Below are 20,568 nucleotides of genomic sequence, written 5' to 3'. Positions count from 1 at the left end.
AATTGATGAGTGAATCTGAAGCTCGTCCAACTAACTTTATCCGCCAGATCATTGATGCGGATTTAGCAAGTGGCAAACATACAAGCGTACATACCCGATTCCCGCCGGAGCCAAATGGCTACCTGCACATCGGCCATGCGAAATCTATTTGTTTGAACTTCGGTATTGCTCAGGACTATCAGGGCCAATGTAATCTTCGTTTTGATGATACTAACCCTGAGAAAGAAGACATCGAATACGTTGAGTCTATTAAGAACGATGTTAACTGGTTGGGCTTTGAGTGGAGCGGTGAGATTTGTTACTCATCGAACTACTTCGATAAGCTGTACGGGTTTGCTATTGAATTGATTAATAAAGGCTTAGCGTATGTTGATGAGCTAAGTCCAGAGCAAATGCGCGAATACCGCGGCACCCTTACCGAAGCCGGTAAGCACAGCCCATACCGTGATCGCAGCGTAGAAGAAAACCTTGAGCTGTTCGAAAAAATGAAGAACGGCGAGATCGAAGAAGGCAAGATGAGCCTTCGCGCGAAGATCGACATGGCTTCACCGTTCATGGTGTTGCGTGATCCGGTGATCTACCGCGTACGCTTTGCAACTCACCACCAGACTGGTGACAAGTGGTGCATCTACCCGATGTATGACTTCACCCACTGTATTTCTGATGCGCTAGAAGGCATTACGCACTCTATCTGTACATTGGAATTCATGGACAACCGCCGCCTGTACGACTGGGTACTGGATAACATCACTATTGATTGCCAGCCACGCCAGTATGAGTTCAGCCGCCTGAACCTGGAATACACGGTGATGTCCAAGCGTAAGCTTAACCAGCTAGTGACTGAGAACTTGGTTAGCGGTTGGGATGACCCACGTATGCCGACTATCTCCGGCCTGCGCCGCCGTGGCTTTACGTCAGCGTCAATCCGTGAGTTCTGTAAGCGTATCGGTGTCACCAAGCAAGACAACACTATCGAGATGAGCTCGCTGGAGTCTTGTATCCGTGACGATCTGAACGAGAACGCACCACGTGCGATGGCTGTACTTGATCCTGTAAAAGTCGTGATCGAGAACTTCGAGGGCGACGCAGAAATGCTGGATGTTGCCAACCATCCGAACAAGCCAGAGATGGGCAGCCGCACAGTACCGTTCACCCGCGAACTGTACATCGAGCGTGAAGACTTCCGCGAAGAAGCGAACAAGAAGTACAAGCGCCTGGTACTAGGCAAAGAAGTTCGCCTGCGTGGCGCGTACGTGATCAAGGCTGAGCGCATCGAGAAGGACGAAGAAGGTAACATCACCACTATCTTCTGTACTTACGATAACGAGACGCTAGGTAAGAACCCAGCTGACGGCCGCAAGGTGAAAGGCGTAATTCACTGGGTATCTGCAGAGCAGGGTATCCCGGCTGAAATTCGTCTATACGATCGCCTGTTCACAGTACCAAACCCAGGTGCTGCGGATGATTTCGTTTCTGTTATCAACCCTGAGTCACTGGCCGTGATGAACGGTGTTGTTGAGCCATCATTGGTTGACGCAGAAGCGGAGAAAGCATTCCAGTTCGAACGTATGGGCTACTTCTGTGCTGATAGCAAAGACTCTTCGAAAGAGAAGTTGGTCTTCAACCGTACAGTTGGCCTACGTGATACTTGGGCAAAGATTGGCGACTAAGCCTGATTTAGCCTGATATGAAAAAACCAGCCGCAAGGCTGGTTTTTTTATTGGTGTACAACAACAAACGCTAAGCTGGATGAGTGGCCAAGTGTTGAGCTCCCGGCCTTATTGTTTTTTACTTGAGCTTAATTATTTTTTGTCGTGCAGTGTGCTGTCTTCTTGGCAGTTACCTTCGGCGCAGTGACCATATAGGTATAGGCTGTGATTGGTAAGGCGGACATTGAAGCTAGCAGCGATTTCTTTTTGGCGCTCTTCGATGATTTCATCAGAGAACTCAATAACTTTGCCGCAGTCAAGGCATACAAGGTGATCATGGTGATGCTGTGTCGCTAGTTCGAACACAGATTTACCACCTTCGAAATGGTGACGCGTAACAATGCCGGCATCGTCAAATTGGTTTAAAACGCGGTATACCGTCGCCAAGCCAATTTCTTCACCGATATCGATTAGCTTCTTATACAAGTCTTCAGCACTGATATGCTGGCAATCCGGCTGTTGTAACACTTCCAGGATTTTTAGGCGTGGAAGCGTTACTTTTAGGCCAGCTTGTTTTAGTGCATGGTTATTATCTGACATTGGAGTTTCCTATTGGCTACCCGCACCCTCATGGTACAGTAGTCTTTCTCTTCTATCCTCATTATAAGTGACCACAAGGTAACAATAAACCATAAAACAGGTCAATCTTGCTGATATCTAACTTTTCTTTGTGTTGCAATATTGTTGTGAAATTGTACGCTTGCGAGTTAGAATAGACTCATCGTACCAGTTTTGAGGGATTATGGCCGTGTACCGATTCTACCGCCCGTCAATTGTGAAGTTTGCCCTGAATTTATGGCCTCCCTTCTGGGGAGCGGGAATACGTATTGTTCGCATTTCTGATGATTTTCGCGAAGTGCAGATAAAGCTAAAGTTAAGATGGTGGAATAAAAATGCTAATCGTACTCAATACGGTGGTAGCATTTTTTCGCTGACCGATCCTGTCTATGCTTTGATGCTGATAGGGATCCTCGGCAAAGAATATTTCGTCTGGGACAAGCAGGCAGAAATTCATTTTATCAAGCCTGGCAATACTGATTTATATGCTGACTTTGTGATAACGGAAGATCACCTTGAACAGATCCTCCATGCGACAACAAGTGGGGAGAAGTATTTTCCTGAATTTGTGGTGCAGGTAAAAAATACCCGTGGTGATGTAGTGTCGCAGGTTAAGCGGGTGCTATACGTGCGCAAAAAACCGCAGTACCGAGAAGCCGAACAGCACGATGGGGAAGAAACCATTGATGATGGGCAGGCAGTCTCTTGATGAATGGCTGATGGCAGATAAAAAAATGCCGGGCATTGAGCCCGGCATTTTGGTATTCCGACAAATGAAATGATTAGTCAGCAAGCTCTGCTAGGCACATTTCATCGTAAATTTGGTTAACCCAGCTCTGAACACGCTGTTCAGTCAATTCAGGCTGGCGGTCTTCGTCAACACATAGGCCAACAAAGTGGTTGTCATCGACTAGGGCTTTAGAGGCTTCGAACTCGAAACCTTCGGTAGAGAAGTGACCCACGATAGTTGCGCCACGGCCTTCAACGATTTCACGCACTGTGCCCATCGCATCACAGAAGTATTCTGCGTAGTCTTCCTGGTCACCACAGCCAAAGATAGCAACTAGCTTGGTTGAGAAGTCTACCTGCTCTAGCTCTGGGAAGAAATCATCCCAGTCACACTGTGCTTCACCGTAGTACCAAGTTGGGATACCTAGCAACAGTAGGTCAAAGTTATCGATATCTTCTTTGCTGCACTTCGCGATATCTTTGACTTCAACTAGCTTTTTGCCCAGTTGTTTCTGGATCATTTTAGCGACCGCTTCTGTGTTACCAGTGTCGCTACCAAAGAAGAGTCCTACACTTGCCATAGTAGAAATTACCCGTAATTAATGTTGACCGTTAGCTTACTTGCCAACGATAGAAATAGCCTTGTCAGGAGTATACCCTGATGATCATTGAGTGCGTTTTTTAAGTCAGCGCATAACTGCTTATGGCAATCAATGACAGTATTCGTTCAATTTTAGCCGATGCCTGCGCCTTCCCAGCTGATTTGGATAAGACCTTTGGTAATAAATCCGGCACATCCAAGGAAAAGAACCAGCCAGACGATTTTTCGGCCAAAAGGCGGTACATTGCCTTGTTTTAGCACATCTTTAATGGCCATGCCGATAAAGAAAAATATCGCGGCAAAGAGCAAATCCAGCCCAATAGATTCAAGCAAATCCATGTGCTCATACAACATTTGTGTCTCCTTTCCACATTATCGTCATTCTTGAGCTAGGCGCGCACTATATCATAGACAATACCCGCCTGTTAACGCTAAGCACCTTGCAAGAAGTTCAAAATGATGCGATTGACCGTTTCTGGCTTCTCGGCATGCAGCCAGTGGCCGGTATTCGCCACCAAGTGCGCTTTGGCATTGGGGAACTGGGTGCCGATAGCCATACGGTGTTCCGGTAGAATGTACTCAGAATCCTGCCCTTTGATAAACAGGGTTTTGCCGGTAAAGGGAGTGATATCCTGCCAACCCATGATAGTGGCATAGTTGGCGATCAAGCCTTCGACATTGAAACGCCAGTCGAACAGACCGCTGTCTTGTTTGGCAAAGGATTTTAGCAGGAACTGGCGTACCCCTGGTTCAACCACGTGTTTTGCCAATAGAGGTTCGGCTTCACTGCGCTTGGTGACGGTATGGCGAGTAACCTCGCGCAGACCGTTGAACACATTTTCATGGCGGTGGACATGGTAGTGAACCGGGGCCATGTCCAACACTAAGAGATGGTTGATACGGGATGCGGCAAGTTCCGTTGCTGCCATTGCCACCTTGCCGCCCATAGAATGACCAATCAGCGAGAAGTGCTCGATGTCGAGTTGGTCGATAACCGTCAGGACATCCTGTGCCATTTCGCGGTAGGTAAATTGATCACTGTGTGGTGAGCGGCCATGGTTGCGAAGATCAACGCTGATCACTTTATATTTATCTTTCAATGATCTGGCCATGAGGCCGAGATTGTCGGCACTGCCGAGCAGGCCGTGGATCAAGACGATCGCATCGCCCTGACCGTCGACTTGGTAATGAAGATTCACTGACTATTTTCTCTTGTTGTTAACGCTTTACCGTAGAGTATAACTTCGGATCACGTTATAATCTCTCGGTGATTTTTAAACGGAACGATAATGAACACTACGATGAAGACTATTGAGGTAGACGAAGAGCTATATCGTTATATCGCAAGCCAGACCCAGCACATTGGTGAAAGTGCTTCGGATATCCTGCGCCGCTTGCTGATGATGCCAGACCAATCTGTAGCGACCTTGCAGCAAGAGGTAGTAATGCCAGTACGCCCGAAAGGCGTAGTGGTAAGCAAAGATGCTGGCAATGTGGTACCAAACAATGATCGCGTAAAAGAAATGCGCTCTTTGCTGATTTCTGACGAGTTTGCCGTGCAGGAAAAGGCGATTGGCCGATTTATGCTGGTATTGACCTCGCTTTATCGTATTGATCCTCAAGGTTTCTCTGAAGCGGCTGCTATTAAAGGGCGTACCCGAATTTACTTCGCCGACACAGAAGAGAAACTGCTGGCCAGTGGTAAAACCACTAAGCCTAAGCAAATTCCGGACACGCCTTTCTGGGTGATCACAAACACGAATACTGATCGTAAACGTCAGATGGTTGAGCAACTGATGGTCAAGATGAGCTTCGGTGGCGATATCATTGAAAAAGTTTGCGGTGAAATTTAACTGGCAATATGCCTATTTAGTTTTTACAAGGATACGTTAATGGCTATTCATCCTCGTGCGGGGCAGCGTGCCCAGCAAGAAGATATGCATAATATTCCCGCGTTGGTGGCAAATTATTTCCTGATTGAGCCTAGTGCTCAAAATCCGCAGCAGAAGGTCGCTTTCGGCACTTCTGGTCACCGCGGTACTGCCGACAAAGGAACTTTCAACCAGCACCATATCTGGGCTATTGCCCAGGCGGTAGCTGAAGTTAGAGCGGCCAATGGCGTAACAGGCCCACTTTTCCTAGGTAAAGATACCCACGCTCTGTCAGAGCCAGCCTTTACTTCGACGCTTGAAGTACTGGTGGCGAACGGTGTGCAGGTGGTGATCCAGCAGGGCCGTGGTTATACCCCGACCCCAGGTATTTCACATGCTATCTTGTGCCATAACAAGGTGCATGAGGACAAAGCTGACGGTATTGTTATCACGCCATCCCACAACCCACCTCAGGACGGCGGTATCAAATACAATCCTGTCCACGGTGGCCCGGCGGAAGGTGCACTGACAACAGCGATTGAAACTCGCGCTAATGAGATCATTGCAGCGGGTATGGCTGATGTTAAGCGCGTATCAATCGAAGACGCTTTTGCGAGCGACTTGGTTGAAGAGCGTGAGTTAGTTGCACCATATGTTGACGATTTGGTTAATGTCATCGATATGGCCGCTATCCAGAAAGCCAACCTGAAAATCGGTGTTGATCCACTAGGTGGCTCTGGTATCGAGTACTGGCGTCAGATCGCGGCACATTACGGTCTGGATCTAACGCTTGTAGATGAGTCTATCGACCCGTCTTTCCGTTTTATGTCGCTAGACAAAGACGGTGTTGTTCGCATGGACTGTTCATCGCCTTACGCAATGGCTGGCCTGCTGGCGCACAAAGACAAGTACGACTTGGCTTTCGGTAACGACCCAGATTACGACCGTCACGGTATCGTCACGCCTGCTGGTTTGATGAACCCGAACCACTTCCTTGCGGTATGTATTGATTACCTATACCGCCATCGTCCAGATTGGGCACAGCAAGTCGCTGTAGGTAAGACCTTGGTATCAAGTGCTTTAATCGACCGTGTGGTGGCTGATCTTGGTCGTGAGCTTTGCGAAGTACCGGTTGGCTTCAAATGGTTTGTTGATGGCCTGTACAGCGGTGAGCTTGGCTTCGGCGGCGAAGAAAGTGCGGGGGCTTCATTCCTGCGCATGGACGGTACGCCTTGGTCAACCGACAAAGACGGTATCCTGCTTTGCCTAGTGGCTGCTGAAATCACAGCGGTAACGGGTAAAAACCCGCAGCAGTACTACGAAGAGCTGGCTGCTAAGCACGGCGCTTCTGAGTACAACCGCCTGCAGGCCGTGGCAAACGGTGAGCAGAAAGCGGTACTTAGCAAGCTATCTCCTGAGATGGTTGCAGCTGAGACGCTGGCTGGTGATGCAATCACGGCACGCCTAACCCATGCACCGGGTAACGGTGCGGCTATCGGCGGCCTGAAAGTAACCACTGAAAACGGCTGGTTTGCTGCGCGTCCATCAGGCACGGAAGATATCTACAAGATCTACTGCGAGAGCTTCAAGGGCAAAGAGCACTTGGCTTTGATTGAGAAAGAAGCACAGGAAATTGTCAGTAAGGTATTTGCCGACGCTGGCCTGTAATCTCTCGGGACTATTGATGAAACGTCTGCTCTTTAGAGCGGGCGTTTTTTTATGCCTGTAGCTTTGGCTATTGGCACCTTTTTCATTGAAGAATGAGGCCAGTGCTCGGGCATCACAAACCACACCTGGCCATCAGGGGCGACAGCCATCGTCGGGTTGCTGACTGAGGTTAGGGCGGGCTCTTCGGCAATTTGGCCGTAATGGGGTGGAGCTATCCACTCAGGCTTGGCGATAGGCCTTAAGTTGAGCCGAGCGGCTTGCCCCGAATAGCACCACAAGCCTTTAGCCGCCTCTGCACCAAGCTGGATCCCTGACCCTGCATAATCAGCAAAGGCGGGGAAAAAAACACGCCCCTGCATGATCAGCCGGCGCTGACTGATTTGGCCAAATTGTGCTTGGTACTGATCTATAAAGGCCGGGTGGTCAGACAGCATGAGCTGGTGGCTGAGCATTTTGTTGGCTTTTTTATCCAGATCGTCACGGGCATTAGGGCCGGGCCACCTGTCTTCAAACGCGAGGTAAAACTTGATGGCGACTTCCCAGTGTTCAACTTCACCTGTCCTCAAGTTTTTAACCAGGAAATCAACCGCGCCGAGCGTGCGCTTGTCGACACTGAGTTGGATCTCCTCTGCCAGTAGTTCATAGCATGGGTGGTGCATGATCAGTTGCTGCCATAGCCATTGGTAGAAAAAGCCCAAACGACGTCCACCTTGGTACTCGATACCTTTTGGGATAATCGCATTACTGGCAAATTCATCCAGCCAACGCTGGTCAGCAATGAATGGATGGCCACCTAATAGTGGCGGGAGGGTAAGTATAGCGTTGAGGCTGTTATCGGCATGTTTGATGGCTGTGTTGTTATTGTAAAAAGTAGACATTTCGCTATAAAGCCCTTCTTTTTATAATGATATTGACTATGAAATAGCCTGTTTTAGAGTGTTGACTCTAGGTTATTTCAATAGATTAGAACAATAAGACCAGTATGTTGTTCTGCTTGGCCAAGGAGGCGTTATGTATACTCGCTATTCACCGTTGCGTATTTTTGTTCGCCGTGCGTTTGTAGTCACTGTCGGTGTAGTGACCTTTCCCGTCATGATGTTCACTCCAGTGGAAACACGCTCAAAGCTATATAGCTACCTGCACCGGGTATGGCTGAAAACCAGTACCAAACCCGTTTGGCTGACCCAGACCGAGCTGGCGGCTCAGCACCTTTACTAACTGCTAGCGCCTTCATCATTATGACCTGATAAAGCTGCCGTTCGGCAGCTTTTTTGTTGCTTAACTTGTTCTGAGTATAGGGTACAGGAAAAGATCAACAGCTACTGGGGTTTGGGTATAGAATATCGCTATTGAGGAGAAGGAAATAGACGATGAACAATATCCAACTTGAGTCAGTGCTTAACGAGCTGCTGAGTCCCCATCAAATCAAAGATTACTGCCCGAACGGCCTGCAGGTTGAGGGTAAGTCTGAGGTCAAGAAGATCATTACTGGGGTAACCGCCTGTCAGGAGTTGATTGACCGCGCGATCGACGAGCAGGCCGATGCGCTGCTGGTTCATCATGGTTACTTTTGGAAGGGAGAGCCGGCAGAAATTCGCGGCATGAAATATCGTCGCATTAAAGCCCTTATTGAGAATGGTATCAACTTGTATGCCTACCACCTGCCGCTGGATGTCCATCCAACATTGGGTAACAACACAAAGCTGGCTGAACTGCTGGACATCGAAGTGTTAGGTGGTTTGGAAGAGGGCAACCCGAACTCTGTCGCTATTTATGGTCAACTTTCCCAGCCTTTGAGTGGCGAAGAATTGGCGGCAAGGCTGTCAATTACCTTGCACCGTGAACCATTGCATATTGGCGATAATGCGACAAAGGAAATTAAAACGGTGGGATGGTGTACTGGTGGCGGCCAAGACTTTATAGAATTAGCAGCAAATAAAGGTTTGGATGCTTTTATTTCTGGAGAAATTTCCGAAAGAACAGTTCATATTTCCCGAGAATTAGGTATTCATTATTTTAGTGCTGGCCATCATGCAACTGAGCGTTATGGAATAAAATCATTAGGTGAGTATTTAGCCGATAAACATAATTTCGACGTCATGTTTATCGATGTGGATAATCCGGTTTAACGGTTTTTTTAACCAAAATAAACGCACAAAAAGGCTTAATGCGAGCGCGTTAAGCCTTTTATTTTGTGTTGTAAAATTTCATAATTCGATATTTCGGAGGTATTAATTCTGTTAGAACTGGGTCTAATTCATACTTTGTTTCAACTTCATGTCTGAAATTGTGACGCATTCGGTCTGAATCTTGATATTTGTCAAAGATCCATCCTGAACTATCGTATGGCCCTACGAAATATAATTACAACCCACCATTTTTTCGGTTAATTTAAATTTACTCGTTTAAATGAACTCGAATGCTTTATTCAGAAAGTATTCAGGAATGTGAAAAAAATTAATTGGCATGATGCCTTTAATAACGAGTTTTAAATTACTTTGACCTATTCAGCGAATGCTTTTTATCAGTTTGAATTTGTACTGATGTCGACTGAATGTATTTAATTGGAGATTCCCCCCATGACTAAAAAATGGTTTACCGAAACGGTTGCCAGTACTGTGTCCAATTTGGGTACGTCAACCGAGAATGGTTTATCTTCTGAGGAAGTGAAACAGCGCCAGGAGCAGTTCGGCTCCAATGAACTGCAGGAGCAGGCCGGCAAAACGGTACTGGAGCTGCTAGCGCATCAATTCAAGAACCCACTGATCTTCATCCTTGGGATCGGTGCAATTGTTTCCTTCTTCACTGGTCACTTGATTGATGCCGTCGCTATCGGCGTAATCATTGTCATCAACGTGCTGATTGCTTTTTGGCAGGAGTTCAAAGCCCAGAAAGGTATGGAAGCACTACGCGACATGGCTGCCCCTATGGCGCAGGTCCGTCGTAATGGTGAATGGGTAGATATCCCAGCCCGTGAAATTGTTCCGGGTGATGTATTGAAGATCAGCACCGGTGACATTCTGGCTGCCGATGTTCGTATTATTGAAGCGAACCGCCTGTCTATCGACGAAGCAGCGCTGACCGGTGAGTCAGAGCCAGTTGATAAGACGGCTGACGCACTGGAAGATGGTCATATTGGTCTTGGTGACCAGATTAACATGGGCTTCATGACCACCATGGTAACTTCAGGTACTGGCCTTGGTATTGTTGTTGGTACCGGCATGCAGACAGAAGTTGGCCATATCGCCGACATGATGGCGAATACCGAAGAAACCAAGACACCGATGCAAGAGCGTATGGACTTGATTGCCAAGTCGCTGATGGTTGTTGCGCTGGGCGTTGTAGCCGTTGTGTGTGTGATCGGTCTATACCACGGTATGCCATGGCTTGAAATTCTGAACACAGGTATTTCACTGTCAGTTGCTGCTATCCCTGAAGGTCTACCAACAGTGGTAACTATCGTATTGACCATGGGTTCAACCCGTATGGTTAAGAGCAACGCGCTGGCAAAGCAGCTTGCGGCTATCGAGACCCTAGGTTCAACCACCGTTATCTGTTCAGACAAGACAGGTACTCTAACCCAGAACCAGATGCAGGTAATGAAAGCCTACGATGCATCAGGCCGTAACTGGGAAGTCAGCGGTAAAGGTTTCTCTCCAGAAGGTGAGTTCAAGCCGCTAGCCCACGGTACAGATGTAATAGACAGCCCTGAGATGATGAAAGGTCTGGTTGTTGCAACTCTGTGTAATGATTCTGAATACATTCAAGACGGCGACAAGTCTTCTGTACGCGGTAATCCAACCGAAGGTGCACTGATTGTTGCTGCCGCTAAAGCTGGTCTACAGCAAGCAGAAATGCTATCGACTGGCGGCTACTCAATTGTTGAGAAATTCCCGTTCGACTCTGCGCGTAAGATGGCTTCGGTTATCGTTAAAGACCCACAGGGTAAGCACTTCCTAGCTATCAAGGGTGCGCCAGATGTCGTACTACGTAATGCGTCAGGCTTTATGGTTAACGGTGACGTTGTGGCATACCAGCCAGCAACGACTGAAGGTAACCTAGCGGTTGCTGCCAACCCAGCAGAAGAGATGGTTGCAAACTACGAAGCGGCTATCCAGGACTTTGCCGAGCAGGCGCTACGTACCCTGGCGGTAGGTTTCCGTGAGCTGTCTGAAGATGACTTGAAGCGTGACCATACCGAGCTAGAGCAGGATGTGACTATCCTTGGCCTATACGGCATCATGGATCCACCGCGTCCAGAAGTACGTGCAGCAGTAGACAGCTGTTACGATGCGGGTGTTCGCACCGTAATGATCACGGGTGACCACGCCCTGACAGCAGCCGCGATTGCACGTGACATCGGTATTATCCGTAGCGAAGAAGATCTAGTCGTTACTGGTAGCGAGCTAGATGACATGGACGATGAAGAACTACGTCGTATCTGTCCGAATGTTGCAGTATTTGCCCGTGTAACGCCTGAGCACAAGCTACGTATCGTACAGGCTCAGCAGTACAACAACGAAGTTGCTGCAATGACTGGTGACGGTGTGAACGATGCACCAGCACTGCGCCGCGCAGATATCGGTGTTGCCATGGGTATCACTGGTACCTCTGTTGCTAAAGATTCAGGTGACCTGATCCTGCTGGATGACAACTTCAGCACTATCGTTAAAGCGGTACGCCAGGGTCGTCAAATCTTCGATAACCTGCGTAAGTTCATCCGCCAGGCTCTGACTGCGAACGTGGGTGAAGTATCGGTAATCCTGTTTGCATTCCTGTTCATGGGCCCAGAAGTGGCACTACCACTGACGCCGCTAATGATCCTATGGATTAACCTGGTATCAGATGGCCTGCCAGCACTGGCTCTGGGTGTTGACCCTGAAGAGAAAGACCTGATGGAGCGTAAACCGCGTAAGCGTAACGAGAGCTTCTTCAGCGACCACCTAGGTACCCGTATCGTTATCCGTGGTCTAGCACAGGGTGGCATGAGCTTCCTGGCATTCAACTGGGCAATGAACGCTGGTCTAAGCGCTAACTACGCACAGACAATGGCGTTTGCAATGCTAGTGTTCTGTCAGCTATGGCACATCTTTGATTCACGTACGTTCAGCACGCTGTTCCGCAAGAATCCATTCACCAACAAATCATTGTTGGGTGCGGTAGCGCTGTCAGCATCACTGTCTCTAGGTGTGATTTACACAGGCGTTGGCCAGTTCATCTTCAGCACTGAAGGTCTAACAGCTGGTCACCTAATCACTGTGTTCCTAGCAGCATCTCTTCCAACGCTGGTTCTATCTGGCTTGAAAGAAGTGACCAAAATCAAGTTTGTTTAATCACAAACAGTTGATAAGACGATAATAAAAAGGGCCTTCGGGCCCTTTTGTCGTTAAAAGCAGGGGCGGGATTAAGAGCGATCCTAGTTCCTAGGAAAAGATTAAAAGCCAAAAGCTAAAATACAGTGTGCTAGTCCTTAGATTTAATCTGTAGAGCCTAGTTTTCGCTCTTTGCTCATCCTAGGAACTAGGATCTCGTTACTAGGTTCTGCTGTTATAACAAAAAAGGGCCCGAAGGCCCTTTCAATAGTGAATGCTAACATTACTCACGTTCGTGCAGCGGGCTGAACTCGCGCTGGTTGTAACCAGTGTACAACTGACGAGGACGGCCGATACGGTTGCCCGGATCGTTGTGCATTTCGTTCCAGTGGGCAATCCAGCCGATGGTACGAGACATCGCGAAGATAACCGTGAACATGGACACCGGGATACCAATTGCTTTCAGGATGATACCTGAGTAGAAATCGACATTCGGGTACAGTTTCTTCTCGATAAAGTACTCATCAGACAGGGCGATACGCTCAAGCTCCATTGCAACATCAAGTAGCGGATCTTGAATGTTCAGCTCCTGAAGAACCTCGTGGCACGCTTCACGCATTACCGTCGCACGTGGGTCGTAGTTCTTGTAGACACGGTGACCGAAGCCCATTAGGCGGAATGGATCATCCTTGTCTTTCGCACGCTCAACGTACTCTGGGATCTTATCAACACTGCCAATCTCTTCCAGCATCTTCAAGCAGGCTTCGTTAGCACCACCGTGTGCAGGGCCCCACAGTGACGCGATACCCGCCGCAATACAGGCAAATGGGTTAGCGCCTGATGAACCGGCAAGACGTACAGTCGAGGTCGAGGCATTTTGCTCGTGGTCAGCGTGCAGGGTGAAAATCTTGTCCATTGCACGAGCCACTACTGGGCTGACGTCGTACTCTTCACACGGCGTTGCGAACATCATATGCAGGAAGTTTTCTGCATAGTCTAGATCATTGCGCGGGAAGATAAATGGTTGACCGATAGAGTACTTGTAACACATTGCTGCTAGTGTCGGCATTTTCGACAATAGGCGGAACGCAGTGATTTCACGGTGGGTATCGTTATTGATATCCAGCGAATCATGGTAGAACGCAGCAAGTGCACCCACCACACCACACATAACAGCCATCGGGTGAGCATCACGGCGGAAGCCGTGGAAGAAGCTTGAGATCTGCTCATGCACCATGGTGTGACGCGTCACTGTGGTACGGAATGTTTCGTACTGCTCGCGGGTCGGAACCTCTCCGTAAAGAAGGATGTAACACACTTCCAGGTAGTCGGCGTTATTGGCCAATTGGTCAATCGGGTATCCGCGGTGAAGCAGAATACCTTTATCACCATCAATGTAAGTAATTTGAGATTCACATGATGCAGTGGCTAGAAAACCAGGGTCGAATGTAAAATAACCGTTAGCTCCAAGCTTACGTACATCAATTACTTCAGGCCCTTCAGTGCCCCCGATAATCGGCAGTTCGACGGGTGCTTTCCCTTCAATGTGAAGAGTAGCTTTCTTGTCTGCCATAACAATCTCCTTTGTTTTTTATAATCCTAATCCAAGGCGGATGTACATTTGTTGTACCGATCAGACGCCCAAATGTCAATTTTTGTGCTTGCTTGTGTGCGCTTGTTAATAAGTTTGCACAAAATAGTGCAAATTTCTAAAAGCGTGTTAGAGGTCATGTAACGGGGTTTGTATTTGATTGTTGCGAGGCGTATACTCGCGGCAGGTCTCTGGTTCTGCCGCCGCCAGACGCAAATGCCAAAGTTATCAATAATTAGAGTAAGTTAGGGAAGGCACTGTTTTACATTTGCATGTAGAACATAATTGCAACCTCGAGTTACAGTTATGTTAACGCACTTGTTCGGCGTCAGTAGAAGCAGGGAGTGATAACAATAACATTGCTTCAATGGAGCTGAGTGGGCAATCACCGTGAAAGTAAATAAGCCAAGACCTGTCAACCTCGACCTACAGACGATTCGTTTTCCCCTTACAGCGATAGCGTCTATCTTGCATCGCGTCTCCGGCGTGATCACCTTTGTTGCCGTGGCTATCTTGCTATGGCTGCTAGGGCTCTCCTTATCCTCTCCAGAAGGTTTTGCGAGTGCTGCTGCTATTGTAGACAGCTTTTTCGTGAAATTGGTGCTGTGGGGCATCCTGACGGCGCTGTTCTACCACATCGTGGTCGGTATTCGCCATTTGATAATGGACATGGGATATTTTGAAGAAATGGAATCCGGGATCAAAAGTGCCAAAGTGAGCTTTGTCATCGTCGGTGTTCTGTCTCTGTTTGCAGGAGGCCTGGTATGGTGAATAACGTCTCAACAATTGGCCGCAATGGAATTCATGACTTCATCCTGATCCGTGCTACCGCCATCATTCTTACGCTTTACACCCTTTATATGGTGGGCTTCTTCGCCTTTGGCCCGGAATTAACCTTCGACACCTGGACGGCTTTCTTCGGCAAGCTAAGTACCAAGGTCTTCACTATGTTGGCTTTGCTGTCGATCTTAATTCATGCATGGATCGGCTTATGGCAAGTGCTGACCGACTACATCAAGCCAGCCGCGCTTAGAGCGGGTATCCAGTTTGGTGTTGTTGCTGTTCTTTTTGTTTACCTGTTCTCAGGTTTCTTTATTGTGTGGGGTGCGTAAGTGAGCATTGCAGTTCGTGATTTTGATGCGGTAGTAATTGGTGCAGGCGGTGCAGGTATGCGCGCGGCACTACAAATTTCTGAGCAGGGCCTAAAGTGTGCGCTGCTATCCAAAGTTTTCCCTACACGTTCCCACACCGTTTCTGCGCAGGGCGGGATCACCGTTGCGCTGGGTAATTCCCATCCGGATAACTGGCAGTGGCACATGTACGATACCGTCAAGGGCTCTGATTATATCGGTGACCAGGACGCGATTGAGTACATGTGTAAAAATGGCCCTAAATCAGTGATTGAGCTGGAAAAGATGGGCCTGCCGTTTTCTCGTTTTGATAACGGTACTATCTACCAGCGCCCATTTGGCGGCCAGTCGAAAGAGTTTGGCGGCGAGCAGGCTGCGCGTACTGCGGCGGCAGCTGACCGTACCGGCCATGCCTTGCTGCACACGCTTTACCAGCAAAACGTGAAGCACAAGACCACGATTTTCTCTGAGTGGTATGCCTTGGACTTGGTGAAGAACCAAGACGGCGCCATCTTGGGTTGTACCGCGCTCTGCATGGAAACCGGCGAGATCTGCTACTTCAAATCGAAGGCAACGATTCTTGCGACGGGTGGTGCAGGCCGAATCTACGCTTCTACCACCAATGCCCACATCAATACCGGTGACGGTGTTGGTATGGCGCTGCGCGCCGGTGTACCGATGCAGGACATGGAAATGTGGCAGTTCCACCCGACAGGTATTGCCGGTGCCGGTGTTCTGGTGACCGAAGGTTGCCGTGGTGAAGGTGGTTACCTACTGAACAAAGACGGTGAGCGCTTCATGGAGCGTTATGCGCCGAATGCCAAAGACTTGGCAGGCCGTGACGTCGTTGCCCGTTCAATGATGGTAGAGATCCGTGAGGGGCGTGGTTGTGACGGCCCATGGGGTCCACACATTAAACTGAAGATGGATCACCTTGGCAAAGATGTGCTTGAGTCGCGTCTGCCGGGTATCTGTGAGCTGTCCCGTACTTTTGCCCACGTTGATCCGGTCAAAGAGCCAATTCCAGTTATCCCGACCTGTCACTACATGATGGGCGGTGTGCCGACGCAGGTATCGGGTCAGGCAATCAAGCAGACTGCCTCAGGCAGTGACGTTGAAGTACAGGGCCTATTCGCCTGTGGTGAAATCGCCTCTGTGTCTGTTCATGGCGCTAACCGTCTGGGCGGCAACTCATTGCTTGATTTGGTGGTCTTTGGCCGTGCAACTGGCCTGCACTTGGGCGAAACCCTATTGGCACAAGCCGAAGCGCGCCCGGCAACCGACTCGGATATCGAGGCGTCCTTGGCTCGTGTTAACCGCTGGAACAACACCCAGAAAGGTGAAGATCCGGTTGAGATCCGCAAAGATCTGCAAACGTGTATGCAGAACAACTTCTCGGTATTCCGTGAAGGTGACGCAATGGCCACTGGCTTGGAAGAGCTCAAAGTGATCCGTGAGCGCCTGAAAGAAGCGCGCCTTGACGATACCTCGACGGAATTCAATACCCAACGTATTGAGTGTCTGGAGCTAGAGAACTTGATGGAAACGGCCTACGCAACGGCGGTGGCGGCAAACTACCGTACCGAAAGCCGTGGTGCTCATGCCCGTTTCGACTTCCCTGAGCGCGATGATGAACAATGGCTATGTCACTCTATCTACAACCCAGAGACAGAAGAGATGTCCAAGCGTGACGTCAACATGACACCAATTCATCGTGAGGCATTTCCGCCTAAAGCGCGTACATACTAAGGGGAGGATAAAACTATGAAACTGAATTTCTCGATTTACCGCTACAACCCTGATGTAGACAACGCGCCGCACATGAAGGGCTACACCCTAGAGGTGCCTGAAGGCTCAGACATGATGGTGCTTGATGCGCTTATTTTGCTAAAAGAACAAGATCCGACGCTGTCGTTCCGCCGTTCCTGCCGTGAAGGTGTCTGCGGCTCTGACGGTATCAACATGAACGGTAAGAATGGCTTGGCGTGTATCACCCCGCTGTCGGCATTGACCGACCAGAGTACCATTGTGATCCGCCCGTTGCCGGGCTTGCCGGTTATCCGTGATCTGATCATCGACATGGAGCAGTTCTACACCAACTACGCCAAAGTGAAGCCATTCCTGATTGATGACGGTGCCCAGCCGCCTGCACGTGAAAACTTGCAGATGCCGGAAGAGCGCGCCCACCTTGATGGCCTTTACGAATGTATCATGTGTGCTTGCTGTTCAACGTCATGCCCATCGTTCTGGTGGAATCCGGATAAATTCATCGGACCAGCTGGCTTGCTAGCAGCTTACCGCTGGCTAATTGATAGTCGTGATACGGCAACTGATGAACGTTTATCCGATCTGGACGACGCTTTTAGCGTTTTTCGTTGCCATGGCATCATGAACTGTGTAAATGTTTGTCCTAAAGGGTTAAATCCGACGAAAGCGATTGGACACATCAAGTCGATGTTACTCAAGCGCGCGGTATAAATATAAGTATTATCGATATGCTGGCTTCATGATTCGCTCTCTGGAGTCAGCCTCAATTCCGGTCACCGAACCGGGAAAATGGCGATAACTAGTGGTTAAGGGAAAACAATGCAGAACGGCGTTATGAAGGCTTGGCTTGAGTCTTCACACCTGGCTGGCGCCAATGCAACTTATGTAGAGGAACTCTACGAGTTGTATCTTAGCGACCCAGATTTAGTAGATGAAGAATGGCGTCACGTATTCAGTGATCTGCCTGTCGTGAATGAGACTGTTGTTGAGCAGCCTCACTCGCGTGTTCGTGACTACTTCCGGCGTCTAGCGAAGGAAACAACCCATCTAAGTGCTACCGTCAGCGATCCAGATGTTGATGCTAAGCAGGTGAAGGTATTGCAGTTGATCAACGCATACCGTTTCCGCGGGCATCAGCATGCAAACTTAGATCCGTTGGGATTATGGCAGCAGGAGCGAGTATCCGACCTCGACCCTGAATTCCATAACCTGACCGTCGATGACTTCAACGAGACATTCAATGTCGGTTCTTTTGCCATCGGGCAGGAGACGATGAAGTTATCAGAACTTTATGATGCGCTGAAGAAAACCTATTGTGGTTCTATCGGTGCGGAATACATGCACATTACCAATACCGACGAAAAACGCTGGCTTCAGCAGCGTCTTGAGTCTGTAGTTGGGCGTGGCGACTTCTCCAAGGAAGAAAAACTCACCTTCCTCGATGAGCTGACAGCGGCAGAGGGGCTGGAGCGCTACTTGGGCGCGAAATTCCCGGGCGCGAAGCGATTCTCGCTGGAAGGGGGCGATGCCCTGATCCCTATGGTCAAAGAGCTGATCCGCTACGCCGGTACCAACGGTGCCCGTGAGGTAGTGGTCGGTATGGCTCACCGTGGCCGGCTGAACATGCTGGTCAATGTACTGGGTAAAAAGCCTCAGGACTTGTTTGACGAGTTTGCCGGTAAGCATGACGATACTTGGGGTACCGGTGATGTGAAATATCACCAGGGTTTCTCGGCTGACTTTGCAACACCGGGTGGCGACGTGCATCTAGTGTTGGCATTCAACCCGTCGCACCTGGAAATTGTCAACCCTGTGGTTGTTGGCTCGGTTCGAGCAAGGCAAGACCGCCTGGGCGACAAAGATGGCTCGCAGGTACTGCCAATCACCATCCACGGCGACTCGGCCATTGCTGGCCAGGGGGTAGTGGCAGAGACATTCAATATGTCCCAGTCACGTGGCTACCGCGTGGGCGGTACAGTGCGTATCGTGGTGAATAACCAAATTGGTTTTACCACATCCAACCCGAATGATACCCGTTCGACCCAATACTGTACCGACATTGCCAAAATGGTACAGGCGCCAATCTTCCATGTTAACGCTGATGATCCAGAAGCCGTTGCTTTTGTTACCCGCATTGCCCTTGATTTCCGTAACACCTTCAAGCGCGACGTAGTGATTGATCTGGTGTGTTACCGCCGCCATGGGCACAATGAAGCGGACGAGCCGAATGCGACTCAGCCGCTGATGTACCAGAAAATCAAGAAGCACCCGACACCACGTAAGATCTACGCGGATGCCTTGACTGATAATGGTACGGTCGATCTGGAAACGGCTACATCATTGATCAACGAATACCGTGATGCCCTTGACCGCGGTGAATGCGTGGTTAAAGAGTGGCGCCCAATGAAACTTCACTCGGTGGATTGGGAACCGTATATCGGCCATGACTGGACGGTTGATTGGAACAATAAGGTTGACTATGGCCGCTTGCAAGAGCTGGCTCAGCGAATCTGCCAATTCCCTGATAGCCACAAGCTCCAGAGCCGTGTCCAGAAGCTATATAACGACCGTATGTCGATGGCTGAAGGCGAGAAGGCCGTTGACTGGGGGATGGCTGAAACCTTGGCCTATGCGACCTTAGTTGATGAAGGTAATCGTATCCGCATCACCGGTCAGGACTCAGGCCGTGGTACTTTCTTCCACCGCCATTCGGTCCTGCATAACCAGGGCGATGCCAGTACGTATATCCCGCTTGCTAATATCCATGACAAACAAGGCCCTTTCCAGGTCTTTGACTCGGTATTATCCGAAGAGGCAGTGCTCGCGTTTGAATACGGCTATGCAACCGCAGAGCCAAGCGGCCTGACGCTTTGGGAAGCCCAGTTCGGTGACTTCGCCAACGGTGCCCAGGTGGTGATTGACCAGTTCATCAGTTCTGGTGAGCAGAAGTGGGGCCGTATGTGTGGCCTGACAATGCTATTGCCGCATGGTTACGAAGGGCAGGGGCCTGAACACTCATCGGCCCGCCTTGAGCGTTACCTACAGCTATGTGCTGAGCAGAACATGCAGGTGGTGATCCCATCGACGCCGGCTCAGGTCTACCACATGCTGCGTCGCCAAGTTGTTCGCCCGATGCGCCGCCCGCTGGTGGTAATGTCTCCTAAGTCTTTGCTGCGTCACCCGCTATGTACATCCAGCTTGGATGAACTGGCAAACGGTACGTTCCAGCCAGCGATTGGTGAGATTGACGATCTTGATCCGAAACAGGTCAAGCGCGTGGTCTTCTGTTCGGGCAAGGTGTATTTCGACTTGCTAGAGCAGCGCCGCAAGAACGAGCAGACGGATGTGGCGATTGTTCGTATCGAGCAACTTTACCCATTCCCTAAAGAAGACGTTGAAGCTGCCTTGGCAGACTATCAGCACGTTACAGATTTCATTTGGTGTCAGGAAGAGCCTCAGAACCAAGGTGCGTGGTACTCCAGCCAGCACAACTTCCGTTCTGCACTTCCGGCCGGCGCCCAGCTTGAATATGCAGGCCGCCCGGCTTCAGCATCACCGGCTGTAGGTTACATGTCGGTTCACCTGAAACAGCAAAAAGCGTTGATTGAAGACGCACTAACAATAGATTAATA

18 protein-coding genes are annotated in these 20,568 nt (G+C 49.5%); 12 read left to right on the top strand and 6 right to left on the bottom strand.

Annotation, left to right across the window (positions count from 1 at the left end; genetic code table 11):
• The first annotated feature begins 5 nt into the window (after nucleotides 1-5).
• Nucleotides 6-1,670 (top strand): glutamine--tRNA ligase, encoded by a 1,665-nt coding sequence (glnS, locus tag ACXAGQ_RS02555; protein WP_475251558.1) that lies wholly within the window; start codon nucleotides 6-8, stop codon nucleotides 1,668-1,670.
• Nucleotides 1,671-1,802: 132 nt separating this feature from the next.
• Here glnS and fur read toward each other — a convergent pair whose 3' ends face one another.
• The gene (gene fur, locus ACXAGQ_RS02550) at nucleotides 1,803-2,249 is read right to left on the bottom strand and encodes a ferric iron uptake transcriptional regulator (protein WP_107298496.1); all 447 of its coding nucleotides are present in this window, start codon (nucleotides 2,247-2,249) and stop codon (nucleotides 1,803-1,805) included.
• A 202-nt stretch (nucleotides 2,250-2,451) separates the two neighbouring features.
• On the opposite strand from fur, the gene ACXAGQ_RS02545 reads away from it, so the two are divergent.
• Nucleotides 2,452-2,976, top strand: a complete 525-nt coding sequence (locus ACXAGQ_RS02545; RefSeq protein WP_475251556.1) for a DUF4442 domain-containing protein — start codon at nucleotides 2,452-2,454, stop codon at nucleotides 2,974-2,976.
• Nucleotides 2,977-3,049: 73 nt separating this feature from the next.
• Here ACXAGQ_RS02545 and fldA read toward each other — a convergent pair whose 3' ends face one another.
• The 3 genes from fldA to ACXAGQ_RS02530 form a co-directional block, all read right to left on the bottom strand.
• Nucleotides 3,050-3,577 (bottom strand): flavodoxin FldA, encoded by a 528-nt coding sequence (gene fldA / locus ACXAGQ_RS02540; RefSeq protein WP_475251554.1) that lies wholly within the window; start codon nucleotides 3,575-3,577, stop codon nucleotides 3,050-3,052.
• 152 nt (nucleotides 3,578-3,729) lie between these two features.
• Complete coding sequence (locus ACXAGQ_RS02535; protein ID WP_107298499.1) at nucleotides 3,730-3,951, bottom strand: DUF2788 domain-containing protein; 222 nt, start codon at nucleotides 3,949-3,951, stop codon at nucleotides 3,730-3,732.
• A 77-nt stretch (nucleotides 3,952-4,028) separates the two neighbouring features.
• Entirely contained in the window at nucleotides 4,029-4,796 is a 768-nt protein-coding gene (locus ACXAGQ_RS02530; protein ID WP_475251552.1) for an alpha/beta fold hydrolase, read from the bottom strand.
• A 102-nt stretch (nucleotides 4,797-4,898) separates the two neighbouring features.
• Between ACXAGQ_RS02530 and seqA the strand changes: the two genes are divergently transcribed.
• Entirely contained in the window at nucleotides 4,899-5,450 is a 552-nt protein-coding gene (gene seqA, locus ACXAGQ_RS02525; protein ID WP_475254647.1) for a replication initiation negative regulator SeqA, read from the top strand.
• Between the two features lie 39 nt (nucleotides 5,451-5,489).
• On the top strand, nucleotides 5,490-7,136 hold the full coding sequence (gene pgm, locus ACXAGQ_RS02520; protein ID WP_475251550.1) for a phosphoglucomutase (alpha-D-glucose-1,6-bisphosphate-dependent): 1,647 nt from the start codon (nucleotides 5,490-5,492) through the stop codon (nucleotides 7,134-7,136).
• A 32-nt stretch (nucleotides 7,137-7,168) separates the two neighbouring features.
• Here the strand turns inward: pgm and ACXAGQ_RS02515 are convergent, their stop codons facing one another.
• On the bottom strand, nucleotides 7,169-8,014 hold the full coding sequence (locus ACXAGQ_RS02515) for a DUF1853 family protein (protein ID WP_475251548.1): 846 nt from the start codon (nucleotides 8,012-8,014) through the stop codon (nucleotides 7,169-7,171).
• Between the two features lie 133 nt (nucleotides 8,015-8,147).
• Between ACXAGQ_RS02515 and ACXAGQ_RS02510 the strand changes: the two genes are divergently transcribed.
• The 3 genes from ACXAGQ_RS02510 (at nucleotide 8,148) to ACXAGQ_RS02500 (ending at nucleotide 12,469) form a co-directional block, all read left to right on the top strand.
• A complete protein-coding gene (locus ACXAGQ_RS02510; protein ID WP_317523450.1) occupies nucleotides 8,148-8,354 on the top strand; it encodes a DUF2517 family protein in 207 nt (68 codons plus the stop codon).
• A gap of 152 nt (nucleotides 8,355-8,506) precedes the next feature.
• On the top strand, nucleotides 8,507-9,265 hold the full coding sequence (locus ACXAGQ_RS02505) for a Nif3-like dinuclear metal center hexameric protein (RefSeq protein WP_475251546.1): 759 nt from the start codon (nucleotides 8,507-8,509) through the stop codon (nucleotides 9,263-9,265).
• Between the two features lie 450 nt (nucleotides 9,266-9,715).
• Nucleotides 9,716-12,469 carry a cation-translocating P-type ATPase gene (locus ACXAGQ_RS02500; RefSeq protein WP_475251544.1) on the top strand — a complete coding sequence of 918 codons (2,754 nt, stop codon included), beginning with the start codon at nucleotides 9,716-9,718 and terminating at the stop codon, nucleotides 12,467-12,469.
• A 262-nt stretch (nucleotides 12,470-12,731) separates the two neighbouring features.
• Here ACXAGQ_RS02500 and ACXAGQ_RS02495 read toward each other — a convergent pair whose 3' ends face one another.
• Entirely contained in the window at nucleotides 12,732-14,021 is a 1,290-nt protein-coding gene (locus ACXAGQ_RS02495) for a citrate synthase (RefSeq protein ID WP_317523448.1), read from the bottom strand.
• 408 nt (nucleotides 14,022-14,429) lie between these two features.
• On the opposite strand from ACXAGQ_RS02495, the gene sdhC reads away from it, so the two are divergent.
• The 5 genes from sdhC to sucA all read left to right on the top strand — a co-directional run bounded on the left by sdhC (nucleotide 14,430) and on the right by sucA (nucleotide 20,566).
• Nucleotides 14,430-14,810: a succinate dehydrogenase cytochrome b556 subunit gene (gene sdhC, locus ACXAGQ_RS02490; RefSeq protein ID WP_475251542.1), complete on the top strand. Its 381-nt coding sequence runs from the start codon at nucleotides 14,430-14,432 to the stop codon at nucleotides 14,808-14,810.
• Nucleotides 14,804-15,151, top strand: a complete 348-nt coding sequence (sdhD, locus tag ACXAGQ_RS02485; RefSeq protein ID WP_317523446.1) for a succinate dehydrogenase, hydrophobic membrane anchor protein — start codon at nucleotides 14,804-14,806, stop codon at nucleotides 15,149-15,151. Before sdhC ends, sdhD begins: the two co-directional genes overlap by 7 nt.
• Nucleotides 15,152-16,918 (top strand): succinate dehydrogenase flavoprotein subunit, encoded by a 1,767-nt coding sequence (sdhA, locus tag ACXAGQ_RS02480; protein ID WP_475251540.1) that lies wholly within the window; start codon nucleotides 15,152-15,154, stop codon nucleotides 16,916-16,918.
• Nucleotides 16,919-16,933: 15 nt separating this feature from the next.
• On the top strand, nucleotides 16,934-17,647 hold the full coding sequence (locus ACXAGQ_RS02475) for a succinate dehydrogenase iron-sulfur subunit (protein ID WP_317523444.1): 714 nt from the start codon (nucleotides 16,934-16,936) through the stop codon (nucleotides 17,645-17,647).
• A gap of 108 nt (nucleotides 17,648-17,755) precedes the next feature.
• Nucleotides 17,756-20,566 (top strand): 2-oxoglutarate dehydrogenase E1 component, encoded by a 2,811-nt coding sequence (gene sucA, locus ACXAGQ_RS02470; protein ID WP_475251538.1) that lies wholly within the window; start codon nucleotides 17,756-17,758, stop codon nucleotides 20,564-20,566.
• Nucleotides 20,567-20,568 lie beyond the last annotated feature (2 nt).

The organism is Photobacterium sp. ABD4_091, from assembly GCF_056160145.1.
The sequence above is the reverse complement of the archived record's forward strand: the minus strand, read 5'-3'. Positions and strand labels throughout refer to the sequence as shown.

Bases quoted from the DNA above. Each gene is read 5' to 3' on its own strand.
- ACXAGQ_RS02495 (WP_317523448.1), bottom strand. From the start codon at position 14,021: ATGGCAGACAAGAAAGCTACTCTTCACATTGAAGGGAAAGCACCCGTC.
- fldA (WP_475251554.1), bottom strand. From the start codon at position 3,577: ATGGCAAGTGTAGGACTCTTCTTTGGTAGCGACACTGGTAACACAGAA.
- seqA (WP_475254647.1), top strand. From the start codon at position 4,899: ATGAAGACTATTGAGGTAGACGAAGAGCTATATCGTTATATCGCAAGC.
- fur (WP_107298496.1), bottom strand. From the start codon at position 2,249: ATGTCAGATAATAACCATGCACTAAAACAAGCTGGCCTAAAAGTAACG.
- ACXAGQ_RS02515 (WP_475251548.1), bottom strand. From the start codon at position 8,014: ATGTCTACTTTTTACAATAACAACACAGCCATCAAACATGCCGATAAC.
- pgm (WP_475251550.1), top strand. From the start codon at position 5,490: ATGGCTATTCATCCTCGTGCGGGGCAGCGTGCCCAGCAAGAAGATATG.
- sdhD (WP_317523446.1), top strand. From the start codon at position 14,804: ATGGTGAATAACGTCTCAACAATTGGCCGCAATGGAATTCATGACTTC.
- ACXAGQ_RS02475 (WP_317523444.1), top strand. From the start codon at position 16,934: ATGAAACTGAATTTCTCGATTTACCGCTACAACCCTGATGTAGACAAC.
- ACXAGQ_RS02535 (WP_107298499.1), bottom strand. From the start codon at position 3,951: ATGTTGTATGAGCACATGGATTTGCTTGAATCTATTGGGCTGGATTTG.
- ACXAGQ_RS02500 (WP_475251544.1), top strand. From the start codon at position 9,716: ATGACTAAAAAATGGTTTACCGAAACGGTTGCCAGTACTGTGTCCAAT.
- sucA (WP_475251538.1), top strand. From the start codon at position 17,756: ATGCAGAACGGCGTTATGAAGGCTTGGCTTGAGTCTTCACACCTGGCT.
- glnS (WP_475251558.1), top strand. From the start codon at position 6: ATGAGTGAATCTGAAGCTCGTCCAACTAACTTTATCCGCCAGATCATT.
- ACXAGQ_RS02510 (WP_317523450.1), top strand. From the start codon at position 8,148: ATGTATACTCGCTATTCACCGTTGCGTATTTTTGTTCGCCGTGCGTTT.
- ACXAGQ_RS02505 (WP_475251546.1), top strand. From the start codon at position 8,507: ATGAACAATATCCAACTTGAGTCAGTGCTTAACGAGCTGCTGAGTCCC.
- ACXAGQ_RS02545 (WP_475251556.1), top strand. From the start codon at position 2,452: ATGGCCGTGTACCGATTCTACCGCCCGTCAATTGTGAAGTTTGCCCTG.